Annotated in this window: 10 protein-coding genes; 6 read left to right on the plus strand and 4 right to left on the minus strand. The window is 69.8% G+C overall.

Annotated features, from left to right (window positions below; all coding sequences use genetic code 11):
• Positions 1-44 precede the first annotated feature (44 nt).
• From hutI to hutU, 4 genes are all read left to right on the plus strand, one after another.
• Positions 45-1,250, plus strand: coding sequence for an imidazolonepropionase (gene hutI / locus K5L01_RS04225; protein WP_250062219.1), 1,206 nt, complete (start codon positions 45-47; stop codon positions 1,248-1,250).
• A gap of 233 nt (positions 1,251-1,483) precedes the next feature.
• Positions 1,484-3,022 (plus strand): histidine ammonia-lyase, encoded by a 1,539-nt coding sequence (gene hutH / locus K5L01_RS04230; protein ID WP_250062221.1) that lies wholly within the window; start codon positions 1,484-1,486, stop codon positions 3,020-3,022.
• Between the two features lie 74 nt (positions 3,023-3,096).
• Positions 3,097-3,999, plus strand: a complete 903-nt coding sequence (gene hutG, locus K5L01_RS04235) for an N-formylglutamate deformylase (RefSeq protein WP_250062223.1) — start codon at positions 3,097-3,099, stop codon at positions 3,997-3,999.
• Complete coding sequence (hutU, locus tag K5L01_RS04240) at positions 3,996-5,666, plus strand: urocanate hydratase (protein WP_250062225.1); 1,671 nt, start codon at positions 3,996-3,998, stop codon at positions 5,664-5,666. The genes hutG and hutU overlap by 4 nt, the downstream gene beginning before the upstream one ends.
• A gap of 95 nt (positions 5,667-5,761) precedes the next feature.
• Here the strand turns inward: hutU and K5L01_RS04245 are convergent, their stop codons facing one another.
• Both K5L01_RS04245 and K5L01_RS04250 read right to left on the minus strand, forming a co-directional pair.
• The gene (locus K5L01_RS04245) at positions 5,762-6,247 is read right to left on the minus strand and encodes a hypothetical protein (protein ID WP_250062227.1); all 486 of its coding nucleotides are present in this window, start codon (positions 6,245-6,247) and stop codon (positions 5,762-5,764) included.
• Positions 6,248-6,323: 76 nt separating this feature from the next.
• Positions 6,324-8,798, minus strand: coding sequence for a S9 family peptidase (locus K5L01_RS04250; RefSeq protein WP_250062229.1), 2,475 nt, complete (start codon positions 8,796-8,798; stop codon positions 6,324-6,326).
• Positions 8,799-8,985: 187 nt separating this feature from the next.
• Between K5L01_RS04250 and K5L01_RS04255 the strand changes: the two genes are divergently transcribed.
• Positions 8,986-9,996 carry a GGDEF domain-containing protein gene (locus tag K5L01_RS04255; protein ID WP_250062231.1) on the plus strand — a complete coding sequence of 337 codons (1,011 nt, stop codon included), beginning with the start codon at positions 8,986-8,988 and terminating at the stop codon, positions 9,994-9,996.
• Positions 9,997-10,433: 437 nt separating this feature from the next.
• Here the strand turns inward: K5L01_RS04255 and K5L01_RS04260 are convergent, their stop codons facing one another.
• Positions 10,434-11,132, minus strand: coding sequence for a YiaD family glycine zipper/OmpA-like lipoprotein (locus K5L01_RS04260; RefSeq protein ID WP_250062233.1), 699 nt, complete (start codon positions 11,130-11,132; stop codon positions 10,434-10,436).
• 518 nt (positions 11,133-11,650) lie between these two features.
• Complete coding sequence (locus tag K5L01_RS04265; protein ID WP_250062236.1) at positions 11,651-12,088, minus strand: nuclear transport factor 2 family protein; 438 nt, start codon at positions 12,086-12,088, stop codon at positions 11,651-11,653.
• A 107-nt stretch (positions 12,089-12,195) separates the two neighbouring features.
• Here K5L01_RS04265 and K5L01_RS04270 point away from each other — a divergent pair, with 107 nt between their 5' ends.
• Complete coding sequence (locus tag K5L01_RS04270; protein ID WP_250062238.1) at positions 12,196-13,878, plus strand: long-chain fatty acid--CoA ligase; 1,683 nt, start codon at positions 12,196-12,198, stop codon at positions 13,876-13,878.
• Positions 13,879-14,022 lie beyond the last annotated feature (144 nt).

Below are 14,022 nucleotides of genomic sequence, written 5' to 3' on the forward strand. Positions count from 1 at the left end.
TGGGGGTGATTATTGTATATACAAATAAACGCGGAAGGGTGCACATGCACTGCGATACGGTCTGGCACAACGCCCACCTGATGACCCTCGACGCTGCCGACGGCGGCCTGGGCACCGTGCGCGACGGCATCGTCGCCGCCCGCGACGGACGCATCCTCCATGCCGGCCCCGCCGCCTCCGCACCGGCCCTGGAGGCCGCCCGGCGGATCGACTGCGGCGGCCGCTGGATCGGCCCCGGTCTGGTCGACTGCCACACCCACCTGGTCTATGCCGGCAACCGCGCCAACGAGTTCGAGCAGCGCCTGCAGGGCGTCAGCTATGCCGACATCGCCCGGGCCGGCGGCGGCATCGTTTCCACCGTGCAGGCCACCCGCGCCGCCGATGACGACACCCTGACCGCCGCCACCCTGCCCCGCCTGGACGCCATGCTGGCCGAGGGCGTCACCACGCTGGAGATCAAGTCCGGCTACGGCCTGGGCCTGGAGGACGAACGCAAGCAGCTGCGCGTGGCCCGACACCTGGCGCAGCTGCGCCGGGTCGAGGTGGTCCCCACCTTCCTGGGCGCGCATGCGGTGCCGCCGGGGCGACAGGCGCAGGAGTACATCGACGAGGTCTGCGACACCATGATCCCGGCCATCGCCGTCGAAGGGCTGGCCGAGGCGGTGGACGTGTTCTGCGAGAACATCGCCTTCTCGCGCGCGCAGGCCGCACAGGTCTTCGAGGCCGCGCGCCGTCACGGGCTGGCGGTGAAGATCCACGCCGAACAGCTGAGCAACCAGCATGGCGCTGAACTGGCCGCGCAGCACGGCGCGCTGTCGGCCGACCATATCGAGCACCTGGACGCCGCCGGCATCGCCGCGATGCGCGCGGCCGGCACCGTCGCCGTGCTGCTGCCGGCCGCGTTCTACTTCACCCGCGACACCACCGTGCCGCCGATCCGGCAGCTGCGTGCGGCCGGTGTGCCGCTGGCCCTGGCCACCGACAGCAACCCCGGCACCTCGCCGCTGACCAGCCCGCTGCTGGCGATGAACATGGGCGCCACCCTGTTCCGCCTGACCGTGGACGAATGCATTGCCGGCTTCACCCGCGAAGCGGCACGCGCGCTCGGCCGCCATGGACGCATCGGCCGGCTCGCCGCCGGCCTGGACTGCGATCTGGCGATCTGGGACATCGATGCTCCGGCCGACCTGGTCTACCGCATGGGCTTCAACCCGCTGCATGCGCGCGTGTTCCGCGGCGAGCCGGCATGACCCGCGGTACGCCCCTGCCCTCCCGCACAGCGGCACCGGACGCGCTGTGTCCGCCGGGACGACAGCGCCGGCGCGGCCCGGTGGGCCCGGTGGCGCCGGCCCCGGCGCGCCTGCTGCGGCCCTCTCCGTCCTGAAGGCGACGGCCCGCAGCGCTGCTCTCCACCGGCGCCCCGCCCCTGTCGGTCGCCGGAAACCGCTTTCTTGCCACGTCAATCCATCACTGGAGTAACCCGATGAATTCCCCCCTCGTGCTTCGTCCCGGCCACGTTCCGCTGGCCCAATGGCGCCAGGTCTACCGCGGCGCCGGTGTGCGCCTGGACGAATCGGCGCAGGCCGCCGTGCTGCGCAGCGCGCAGGTGGTCGAAGCCATCGTCGCCAAGGGCGCGCCGGTGTACGGCATCAATACCGGCTTCGGCAAGCTCGCCAGTGTGCGCATCGAGCGCGAGGACCTGGAAACCCTGCAGCGCAACATCGTGCTCTCGCATGCCGCCGGCGTCGGCGAGCCGATGCCGGCCAGCGTGGTGCGGCTGATGATGGCGCTCAAGCTCACCAGCCTGGCGCAGGGCGCATCGGGCATCCGCCCGCAGACGCTGGCGCTGCTCGAGGCCATGCTGCAGAAGGACGTGGTGCCCGTGGTGCCCAGCCAGGGCTCGGTCGGCGCCTCCGGCGACCTCGCCCCGCTGTCGCACCTGGCCAGCGTGATGATCGGCGTCGGCGAGGCCTTCGCCGGCGGCGTGCGCCTGCCCGCCGGGCAGGCGCTCGGCCAGGCCGGGCTGGAACCGCTGGTGCTCGGCGCGAAGGAAGGCCTGGCGCTGCTCAACGGTACCCAGTACTCCACCGCCTATGCGCTGGCCGGGCTGTTCGAGATCGAGACCGTGTTCCAGGCCGCGCTGGTCACCGGCGCGCTGTCGGTGGAGGCGGCCAAGGGCTCGGATACCCCGTTCGACCCACGCATCCACAGCATCCGCGGCCAGCCCGGACAGATCGCCACCGCGGCCGCACTGCGCACCCTGATGACCGGCTCGGCGATCCGCGAATCGCACCGCGACAACGACGTGCGCGTGCAGGACCCGTACTGCCTGCGCTGCCAACCCCAGGTGATGGGCGCGGCGTTCGACGTCATCCGCCAGGCCGCGACCACGCTGGAAATCGAGGCCAACGGCGTGTCCGACAACCCGCTGGTGTTCACCGATACCGGCGAGGCGCTGAGCGGCGGCAACTTCCATGCCGAGCCGGTGGCCTTCGCCGCCGACATGCTGGCCATGGCGGTCTGCGAGATCGGCTCGATCAGCGAACGGCGCACGGCGATGCTGGTCGATCCGGCGCTGTCCGGCCTGCCCGCCTTCCTCACCCCGAAGCCGGGCCTGAACTCCGGCTTCATGATCCCGCAGGTCACCGCCGCGGCGCTGGTGTCGGAGAACAAGCAGCGCGCCTACCCTGCCAGCGTCGACTCGATCCCGACCTCGGCCAACCAGGAGGACCACGTGTCGATGGCCGCGCACGGCGCGCGCCGCCTGCTGGCGATGGCCGAGAACGCGGCGAACATCATCGGCATCGAATTGCTGGCCGCCGCACAGGGCTGTGACTTCCACGCTCCACTGCGCTCCAGCGACGCGCTGGAGCAGGTGCGTGCCACCGTGCGCGCGCAGGTACCGACGCTGCAGGACGACCGCTACTTCCACCCGGACATGGTCGCCGCCACCACGCTGGTGCGCGACGGCGCCCTCGCCCGCGGGCTGGGCAGCGTCTTGCCGCAGGTGGAAACCCGCTAGTCCCAGGCCGTGCTTCCCCGGGACCCGCCCCGCCGGTCCCGGTCCACCTTTCCACACGCTGCGGAGATACGCAGATGAACACCCTTCCCGACTGGCTCCAGATCCATGAAGGCGACGCCCCGCTGATCGTCAGCTTCCCGCATACCGGCACCGAACTGCCCGCCGGGATCGCCGACAGCTTCGTCTCGCCCTGGCTGGCGCGGCGCGATGCCGACTGGTGGGTGCACGAGCTGTACGCCTTCGCCCGCGACCTCGGCGCCAGCACCGTGCGCACCGCGCTCTCGCGCTCGGTGATCGACGTCAACCGCGATCCGTCCGGCGTCTCGCTGTATCCCGGCCAGAACACCACCGGCCTGTGCCCGACCACCACCTTCGACAACCAGCCGCTGTACCGCACCGGCCACGAACCGGACGCGGCCGAGACCGCGCGCCGGCGCGACACCTATTTCGCGCCCTACCACGCCGCGCTCGCCGCGCAGATCGTCCGCCTGCGCCGGCGGCACCCGGTCGTGGTGGTCTACGACGCGCACTCGATCCGCTCGCGTATCCCGCACCTGTTCGACGGCGAACTACCGCAGTTCAACATCGGCAGCGCCGGCCCCACCGGCGAGCCGGACACCGCCTGCGACAACGCGCTGACCGACGTGGTCGAGAACCTCTGCGCCCTGAGCGGCTTGACCCATGTGCGCAACGGCCGCTTCAAGGGCGGCTGGATCACCCGCCACTACAGCGATATTCCCGGCGGCGTGCACACCCTGCAGATGGAGCTGGCCTGCCGCGGCTACATGCACGAACCGACGCCGGCCGAGGTGGACGAGCAGCATTGGCCCACGCCCTACGATCCCCAGCACGCGGCCCCGGTGCGCAACACCTTGCGGCAGGTGCTCAGCGCCTGCCTCGATTTCGCCATGCGTGCGAATCCCCCGCAAAAGCCCGCACAGCCAGGTACGGGCGCTTCACCAGGAGCAGAAGCATGAACACCCGTCACGACCCGTCCCGCCACCCGCGCGCGCCGCGCGGCGCCACGCTCAACTGCAGGTCCTGGCAGACCGAAGCGCCATTCCGCATGCTGCAGAACAACCTCGACGCCGACGTCGCCGAGGACCCGGCATCGCTGGTGGTCTACGGTGGCATCGGCCGCGCCGCGCGCGACTGGGAAAGCTACAACAGGATCCTGGAAACCCTCAGGCGCCTGGACGACAACCAGACCCTGCTGGTGCAGTCGGGCAAGCCGGTCGGCGTGTTCCCCACCCATCCCGACGCGCCGCGCGTACTGATCGCCAATTCCAACCTGGTACCGCACTGGGCCCACTGGGAGCACTTCAACGAGCTCGATAAGAAGGGCCTGATGATGTACGGCCAGATGACCGCCGGCTCGTGGATCTACATCGGCTCGCAGGGCATCGTGCAGGGCACCTACGAGACCTTCGTCGAGATGGGCCGCCAGCACTACAACGGCAGCCTGGCCGGCAAGTGGATCCTCACCGCCGGCCTCGGCGGCATGGGCGGCGCGCAACCGCTGGCCGCCTCGCTGGCCGGCGCCAGCAGCCTGACCATCGAATGCCGCCAGAGCAGCATCGACTTCCGCCTGCGCACCCGCTACGTGGACGAACAGGCCAGCGACATCGACGACGCGCTGGCGCGCATCGCCAGGTACACCGCCGCCGGCGAGGCGAAGTCGATCGCGCTGCTAGGCAACGCCGCCGAGGTCCTGCCCGAACTGATGCGCCGCGGCGTGCGCCCGGACTGCGTCACCGACCAGACCAGCGCGCATGACCCGGTGCACGGCTACCTGCCGATCGGCTGGACGGTGGAGCAGTGGCTCGCCGAACAGAAGGCCAACCCGGAGAAGGTGCGCGACGCCGCCAAGGCCGCCATGCGCGTGCACGTGGACGCCATGCTCGCCTTCCATGCGGCCGGCATCCCGACCGTGGACTACGGCAACAACATCCGCCAGATGGCCTTCGACGAGGGCCTGGAGAACGCCTTCGACTTCCCCGGCTTCGTGCCGGCCTACGTGCGCCCGCTGTTCTGCCGCGGCATCGGCCCGTTCCGCTGGGTGGCACTGTCCGGCGACCCGGAGGACATCTACAAGACCGACGCCAAGGTCAAGGAACTCATCGCCGACGACCCGCACCTGCACCGCTGGCTGGACATGGCGCGCGAGCGTATCAGCTTCCAGGGCCTGCCCGCGCGCATCTGCTGGGTCGGCCTGGGCCTGCGCCACAAGCTCGGCCTCGCGTTCAACGAAATGGTCCGCAACGGCGAACTGAGCGCGCCCATCGTGATCGGCCGCGACCATCTGGACAGCGGCAGCGTCGCCTCGCCCAACCGCGAGACCGAAGCGATGAAGGACGGCAGCGACGCCGTATCCGACTGGCCGCTGCTCAACGCCCTGCTCAACGTCGCCGGCGGCGCGACGTGGGTGAGCCTTCACCACGGCGGCGGCGTCGGCATGGGCTACAGCCAGCACTCCGGCGTGGTCATCGTCTGCGACGGCAGCGAGGCCGCCGACCAGCGCATCGCCCGCGTGCTGTGGAACGACCCCGGCACCGGCGTCATGCGTCACGCCGACGCCGGCTACGACATCGCCATCGAATGTGCGAAGGAGAAGGGGCTGGACCTGCCGGGCATCCTCGGCTGATCGCCCCCGGTTCCCATCCCGGAGGAACCTCCTCGCGTCACCCCGGCATGGCCTTCCCCCGGGAAGGCCATGTTCTTTGCGGGCGTCCTTGCAGGTCAGACAGCGACGATCCCCATGCTCACCACAGCGGCGTCGAACCGCGTCGTGAAGTGGCGTGCGGACAACAGGCGGCTACCTGACAACGTGAAGCCGCCGCCGTAGACGATGCCCACGAGGGTTTCCAGGAAGGCATTCGTCGGGATGCGATCGTCAGTGGTCGAATACGCGATCGCCCCCCGATCCTCTGGGTTGTAGATGACGCGCGAATGGGAGCCCGGCGCATCGCCAGCATGGCCCAGGAAACGGCTCTCCCCGTACGTGAACTCCGCCAGCCCCCTGCCCAGCCGCACCCCACGGCCGACGTCATCTGCGCCAGGGTTTCCTTGCGCAGGAGCCTGTGCTGGAACAGGCTGGCGATCGGCACATTCAAGTCCCGGGTAGTGCTTGCGATGTCGCCAGCACCGATCACGCTGGAATAGTCGATGTCCGTGATTTCCTTCCACTGCCCCGCGAACGCACAGGATGGGCGGGCGGCCGGTCATTTCGGAGGGCATCCACGGAAACAAGAAGCCCGCTCGCGCGGGCTTCTTCGTGTTGCCGAGTCAACGCATCACCAGCTCACTTGGCCTGCGCCGGCGCGTTCTTCACGTAGCGGTCGAACCAGGCCAGCATCTCGGCCACCAGCTGTTCGTTGGACTCCAGCGCGGTGTACCAGTGCGGTTCGTGCGGCAGCATCACCAGCCGGGTGGTGCCGCCGTTGCCGCGGATGGCCTGGTAGAGCTTGCGCGACTGGAACGGTTCGGTGCCGGGGTTGGCATCGTCCTCGCCATGCACCAGCAGCAGCGGCAGCTTGATCCTGTCGGCGTAGAAGTACGGCGAGGCCTTCAGGTACACGTCCTGCGCCTGCCAGACCGAGCGGCGCTCGTTCTGGAAGCCGAACGGGGTGAAGGTCTTGTTGTACGAGCCGCTGGTGGCCACGCCGGCCTTGAACAGGTCGGTGTGGGCGATCAGGTTGGCGGTCATCAGGCCACCGTGGCTGTGGCCGGTGACGCCGATGCGGTTGCGGTCCACCACGCCCAGTTCCACCGCCTTGTCCACCGCGGCCCTGGCGTCGGCGGTGAGCTGTTCCAGGTAGGTGTCGTAGGCGCTTCTGGGATCGCCGACGATGGGGAACGAGGCGTTGTCGATGATCGCGTAGCCGGCCAGCAGCATCAGCCGGTACGGTGCCAGGCGGGTGAAGGTCTGCTGCGAGCCGGACACCTGCCCGGCCTGTGCGCTGCTGGCGAAATCCGCGGGATAGGCATACAGAATCGCCGGCAGGCGCTGGCCTTCCCGGTAGCCCGGCGGGGTATACAGGGTGAAGGACAGGTCGATGCCGTCGGCGCGCTTGTAGGTGACCAGCCGCTTCTGGATCTGCCGCACTTCCGGGGTCGGGTCGACGAGGCGGGTCAGCGCGCGGCCTTCGGCGGCGTATTGCGCTTCGCCCTCACGGGCCGTGGCGTCGCGCGCACCCAGTTCGCGCAGCCAGGCATTGGGCGGGTCGATCACCGACTGGTGCCAGGTGAGGTAGCGGCCCGGTTCGGCGGTGAAACCGAGGAACTGGTCGTAGGCGTCGGTGGCACTGCGGAACAGGCGCTCACTGGTGAGCGTGGCCAGGTCCAGGCGGTCGAGGAACGGACGGTCGCCCTGCGGCGAGCTGCCCTGCCCACGCAGGAACACCTTGCCGTCCTCCTCGCGTACCACGTAGGCGCCGCTGGGCAGGCGCCGGTAGACGAAGTTGCCGGGATCACCGTACAGCTCGTCGCTGGACAGGTCCCACAGCAGGCGCGCTTCCCGCGTCGGATTGTCGATGTCGACGATGCGGGTCTGGCGCCAGTGGCGGTTCTCGTCGTATTCGCTGAGGAAGCTGCGCTGCGGCTGCGCCGTCCAGTCGAAGCCGGCATAGCGCTGGGTGGTGCGGCCGATCTCGCGCGGCGCGGCGGTGAACGGCGCGGACTGCAGCATCAGCCTGTCGCGCTGCGGCACGTCGACATTCCAGTCGCCCTTGTCCAGTGCCTCGGCCCACACCAGCGTGGCCGGGTCGGTGGCGCGCCAGTCGAAATCGCGCGGGCCCTCCGGCACGCCGTGCACCGGCACGCGCTCGGCCAGCGGCAGCGAGGCGATGCGTACGCTCTTGCCGGTGGCCACATCGAGCACGTCCACGTCGTAGGCGAAGCGCGGGTAGGTGACCGCATGCGAGAACGGCGGCTTGAGGGTCTCGGTCAGCACGTGCACGCCGTCGGGCGCGCCGTTGACGTCGTTGTACAGTCGCGGCGCACCGACCGGGCTGACCTTGCCGGATACCGCCTCGACCACCGCCAGCTGCGACTGGCCGTAGTAGGCGAACAGGCGTTCGTCATGCTCGCTGGCCAGGGTATCGCGGGTTTCGTAGGTGCTGCTCTCGCCCTTGGCACCGAGGGACTCCTGCACGTCCGGGCCATACACGTCGTCGCCGGCCGGCGCCGGGCCCTGTCCCTCAGGTACCAGCTTGACCAGCAGCCGGCTGCCGCCGTCCAGCCACTGCACGGTGCTGCCGAACATGGGGTTCAGGCGTGCGCCGGCGACCTGGCGGACCTGGCCGCTGGCGGCCTCGCCCACCCACAGCTGCACCGAATCGGCGGTGACGTTCTGGAAGGCGAAGCGCTGGCCGTCCGGTGACCACAGGGCGCTGCCGGCGCAGGCATCCGCAGGCAGCGGCACGCGGGTTTGCGCGCCGCTGGCGATGTCCACCAGGGTGAAGTCAACCATGCATGCGGGAATGCCGTAGCCGCCCTGGGTGTCGTGGCGGCTGCGGTTCTGCGGCTCCAGGCGCAGGCCGGCCAGCTTGAGGTAGGGCCGGGCGACGCGGGCGATGGACGGATAGGTCTGGCTGGTGGTCAGCAGCAGGCGCCTGCCGGTGGGATCGACGCTGGGCATCGGCGGCGGCGGCGCGGTCAACACGCGCTGCAGCTCCGCCGGTGGCCGCGCATACTCGGCGCGGGCGGGGGCGCTGCCCAGCAGGACGGTGGCGGTCACGGCAAGCGCCGTGGACAAGGTGGCGCATCGGACGGTCATGGTTTCCCCTCATCCTGGGTAGAAAGTGGCCGGCACCCTCGCCGACCTCGGGCGAATCTAGCACCGCGGCAGCGCCGACGGATGGGCCGGAAGCCAGGGGTCTGCAGCTGTCCTGCCCCACGGTCGCGGCTTGGCCAGCCGGCTGCGCAGCCGAGCGGACCAAGCCGGCTTACTATGGTGGCCTGCCATGAAACCCCCTGCCGGCCCCCCGACGATCCCTTCGCTGCCCCGCGAGCTGCGCAGCGTGCCGCTGCGCACCATTGCGCCGGTGGCCACGCTGGCATTGCTGGTCTTCGCCGGCTGGCTGGCCTGGCATGGGCGAACGGGCTGGGCACTGGCGGCACTGGCCTGTGCCGCACCCGCCGCGGCCGCGACGTGGCTGTCCCATCGCCGCGCCGTACGGCTTTCGCGCGCCGGCCTGCTGCTGTGCCTGGCCCATGTCGCCGGCTGCCTGTTGTCCGCCGCCATCCTGGGGGCCAGCGCCCTGCCCTGGTCGCTGCTGGTGCTGATGGTCAATTTCTTCCTGGTCCCCAACCGCATCGCGACACCCGCCAACCTGGCGATGGTCGCCGGCCTGCTGGCCCTGCCCGGCGTGCTGCGCTCCCCGGCGCCGGACCTGCAGGCGCTGGCGGTGATCGGCCTGATCCTCGGCTTCGGCTTCCGGTTCTCGCGGCGCATGCACGGCGACCGCACGCGACTGGAGCTGCTGGCCTCGTTGGACGAACTCACCGGGCTGCCCAATCGCCGCGCACTGGAGAAGACCCTGACACAGCAGATCGTCAGCACCCGCCAGGGACGTTTCCGGCATGCGCTGGTGATCCTGGACATCGACCATTTCAAGGACGTCAACGACCGCTACGGGCACACCGCCGGCGACAACGCCCTGATCGAACTGGCGGCGATCCTGCGGAGCGAGCTGCGCGAACAGGACAAGGTGTTCCGCTTCGGCGGCGAGGAATTCGTGGTGCTGGCCGAGGCCGGCAACCGCGATGCGCTGGCTCGCTTCACCGAGCGCCTGCGCCAGTCGGTCCAGCAGTCGCTGCACGGCCCCGGCGGCGGCATCACCATCTCCCTGGGCGCGGCCATGTATGCCGGGGAGAAGTACTGGCAGGACTGGTTCTCGCGCGCCGATGCCGCGCTCTACCTGGCCAAGGGCAGCGGCCGCAACAGCGTGGTGGTCGCCGACGACCTGGCCTGAGCCGCACGGCGGCCGCCCCGGAGCACTCCTGGGCAGCCGGCGGAGACACCGATCAGCCCCGGTCACGGAGCAGCGCCGGCTTTCCCCCAAGACTCCCCGCATAGCTGGCGGCCGCATTACCGGCCAGGCCCCGCCGCTACAGAACAGCTACCCGCCTCTCTTGTAGAGCGGGGCCCCGCCCCGCTTGGGCATTGCCGACCAGGCCCCGCCGGGCGCGGCCCGGCGCTACAGTGCGGCCGCTCTCCTCACGTGTAGAGCGGGGCCTCGCCGGCCGGCACGGCAGGACAGCGCACGCCCGGGCAGCCCGAGTCCCGCTTTATGTGGACCTGTCTGGCGATCACGGATCATCATCCGCGCCGGGGCCGGGCTCCCTGGGGAACTCCGCAAAAGGAAAGAGCCGCTTGCGCGGCTCCTTCCAGACAGGAACTACGGTCGGGTCACGAGCGCAGCGGGATCACCCGGATCTCGACGCGGCGGTTCTGCGCGCGGCCGTAATCGGTGCTGTTGTCGGCGACCGGGTAGTTCTTGCCAGCGCCGAGGGTCTCGATGCGCTCACGCTGCACGCCCTGGGCGCTGAGGTAGGCCGCCACCGCGTCCGCACGCTCCTTGGAGATGCGGTTGTTCACCGCGTCGGTGCCGATGCTGTCGGTATGGCCCACCACCTCGATCATGGTCTGGTTGTACTCGGACAGGGTCGAGGCCACGCCATTGAGGGCGCCGTAGAACTGCGGCTTGAGGGTGGTCTTGTTGAAATCGAACGTGATGCCATCGGGCAGGTTCAGGGTGATGTTGTCGCCCTGGCGCTGCACGTCGATGCCGGTATTGGCGGTGCGCTCGCGCAGGGCGCGCTCCTGGCGGTCCTGGTAGTTGCCGACCGCGGCGCCGCTGAGTGCGCCGATGCCGGCGCCGACCATCGCGCGCTGGCGCCGCTCGGTGGCGCTGTCGCCGCTGAGCAGGCCGGCGGCAACACCGATGGCGGTGCCGATCAGGGCTCCCTTGCCGGTGCGGTTCTGCTGCTGGGTCGGATTGCCGTAGGGGTCGCTCTGCACATAGGAGCCGCCGCTGGCGCAGGCCGACAACACGGCGGCGGCGACCAGGCCGATGGAAAGGTTGCGGACAACGGTACGGGTACTCATCGGGAATCTCCTTCTAGGGATGCGCGTGCCAGCGTGGATCACGCCCGCAGCATAAACAGCCCGGCGCGATTGGCGGATGACGACGCGGCCGTCGCGAGGGTCTCCATTCATCTATCTGTCCAGGCGTTCATCGCAGCCGCGCCCCACGGCCCGCGGCGTAGGGCCCGCGCAGGCGCCACCCGCCGGCAGACAGGCCGTGCGGGAGGTCACCTGGAATGGCCTGAATCCGCACCGTGCCCGGCGGGACGGCCTCCTCCCACCAAGAGGAATCATGGAATGCCCGGCCGGCGCCGTGCAGGTACCGCGTCGGGCGGAGGGCTCCCCGGTACGGCAGCGGCCCGCGGCCGGCATGCCGTTTCATGCGCGGCGGGGCGAGGCACTGCGCTGCAGGAACGAGGGAGGATCCGATGCAAGGCGGCGAAAAGGCGCTGGAGCGTCCAGTGCCGTCCACGGCCTGGACGAGGCCTTGCCACCGGACAGCAGGACGGCCGCCCTCCCCCTGCGGCGAGGTGCAGCCGCTACCCGTCACTCCAGGTGGCGCTGTAGAGCTGCCAGCGGCCTTCGTTCTCGCGCCAGTGGCTGACCACCCGCTGCAGGCGTCCGCGCTCGGGCAACAGGCCGCCATCGCCACCGGTCAGCAGGACCGTGAAGCGGACCGTCGCGGTCGCGCCCTCCCCCATCTCCACCGTCAATGGCCCGGTCCGCGCGCCCACGCGGGCATTGAGCAGCAACTGCCCGCGCAGCAACCGCCCCAGCCCGTCATGGTCGAGGCCGTCGTTGCCGATGAAGTCGCCGGCCACGGCCGCCATGAACACCTTGGGCCGGCCCTGTTCCACCGCCGCCTGCATCTGCGCGATCGTCTCGCGCAGGCGCTGTTCCGGCGGCTGCCGGGCACAGCCGCCCAGCGCCAGGACAAGCAGCACCAGCCCTGCCAACGCCCGCATCGATCGGATCATCTCTCCCTTCGCCTTTTCCATTCTGGACGGTATGCTGCGGACGAGGGGCGTCGTCGCCGGACGTCCGGTGCCATCCACTAGACCACATCCAATTCCTGGAGGGGAAGATGAATCAGGAGCGTCCCTGGCTGCAGAGTTATCCCGCCGGCGTGCCGGCCGAGATCGACGTCGAAGAATTCCGCTCCGTGGCGGCGGTGTTCGATGCGTCCGTGGCCAAGTTCCGCAACCGTCCCGCCTACTCCAATTTCGGCAAGGTGCTGACCTACGGTGAAGCCGATGCGCTGGTCTCGCGGTTCGCCGCCTACCTGCTGGGCGAACTGCAGCTGAAGAAGGGCGACCGCGTGGCGGTGATGATGCCCAACTGCCTGCAGTATCCCATCGTCACCTTCGGCATCCTCCGTGCCGGCCTGACCGTGGTCAACGTCAACCCTCTCTACACCGCGCGCGAGCTGAAGCACCAGCTGGTGGACGCCGGGGTCTCGGTACTGGTGGTGGTGGACAACTTCGGCGACACCGTGCAGCAGGTCATCGCCGACACCCCGGTCCGGCAGGTGATCACCACCGGCCTGGGCGACCTGCTCGGTTTCCCCAAGGGGCCGATCGTCAACTTCGTGCTCCGCTACATCAAGAAGATGGTGCCCGACTACCGCATCAAGGGCGCGGTGCGCTTCCGCGAGACGCTGCGGCTGGGCGCCCGGCACCCGCTGCCGGCGGTGGAGGTGAACCACGACGACATCGCCTTCCTGCAGTACACCGGCGGCACCACCGGGGTCGCCAAGGGCGCGATGCTCACCCACCGCAACCTGGTGGCCAACATGCAGCAGGCCTCGGCGTGGATCGCCGCGTCCGGGGTCAAGCCCGGCGAGGAGGTGATCATCACCGCACTGCCGCTGTACCACATCTTCGCGTTGACGGCGAACGGCCTGGTCTTCATGAAACTGGGCGGCCTGAACCACCTGGTCACCAATCCGCGCGACATGAAGGGCTTCGTCAAGGAGCTCAAGGGCACCCGCTTCACCGCCATCACCGGCGTCAATACGCTGTTCAACGGCCTGCTCAACACGCCCGGGTTCGAGGACGTCGACTTCTCGGCGCTCAAGGTCACCCTGGGCGGCGGCATGGCGGTACAGCGGGCGGTTGCCGAGCGCTGGAAGAAGGTGACCGGCACCACCCTGGTGGAGGCCTACGGGCTGACCGAGACCTCGCCGGCGGCCTGCATCAATCCGCTGGACCTGGCCGAATACAACGGCGCCATCGGCCTGCCGATCCCCTCTACCGACGCCTGCGTGAAGGACGACGACGGCAACATCGTCGCGGTCGGCGAGGTCGGCGAGCTGTGCATCCGCGGCCCGCAGGTGATGAAGGGCTACTGGCACCGTCCCGACGAGAGCGCCAAGGCGATGGACGCCGAGGGCTGGCTGCATACCGGCGACATGGCGCGGATGGACGAGAAGGGCTTCTTCTACATCGTCGACCGCAAGAAGGACATGATCCTGGTGTCCGGTTTCAACGTGTATCCGAACGAGGTCGAGGACGTGATCGCGATGATGCCCGGCGTCCTGGAGGTGGCCGCGGTGGGCGTTCCCAGCGAGAAGTCCGGCGAAGTGGTCAAGGTGGTGATCGTCCGCAAGGATCCAGGCCTGACCGAGGAGCAGGTCAAGGAGTTCGCGCGCGCCAACCTCACCGGCTACAAGCACCCGCGCATCGTCGAGTTCCGCAAGGAGCTGCCCAAGAGCAACGTCGGCAAGATCCTGCGCCGCGAACTGCGCGACGCCCCCGCCCCGGACTGACCCCGGCCGCCGCCCGCGCGAGGCCTGCGGCACACAATGAAGGCCCCGCCGGCGACGGCGGGGCCTTCGCGCATTCACGGTACCGGTGCCGCGTGTAGGATCGCGGAGTGCCAGCGACCGGCCCGCCGCCCACGCCTCCGACTC

This window comes from Stenotrophomonas mori (assembly GCF_023556335.1).
GTDB lineage: Bacteria > Pseudomonadota > Gammaproteobacteria > Xanthomonadales > Xanthomonadaceae > Stenotrophomonas > Stenotrophomonas mori.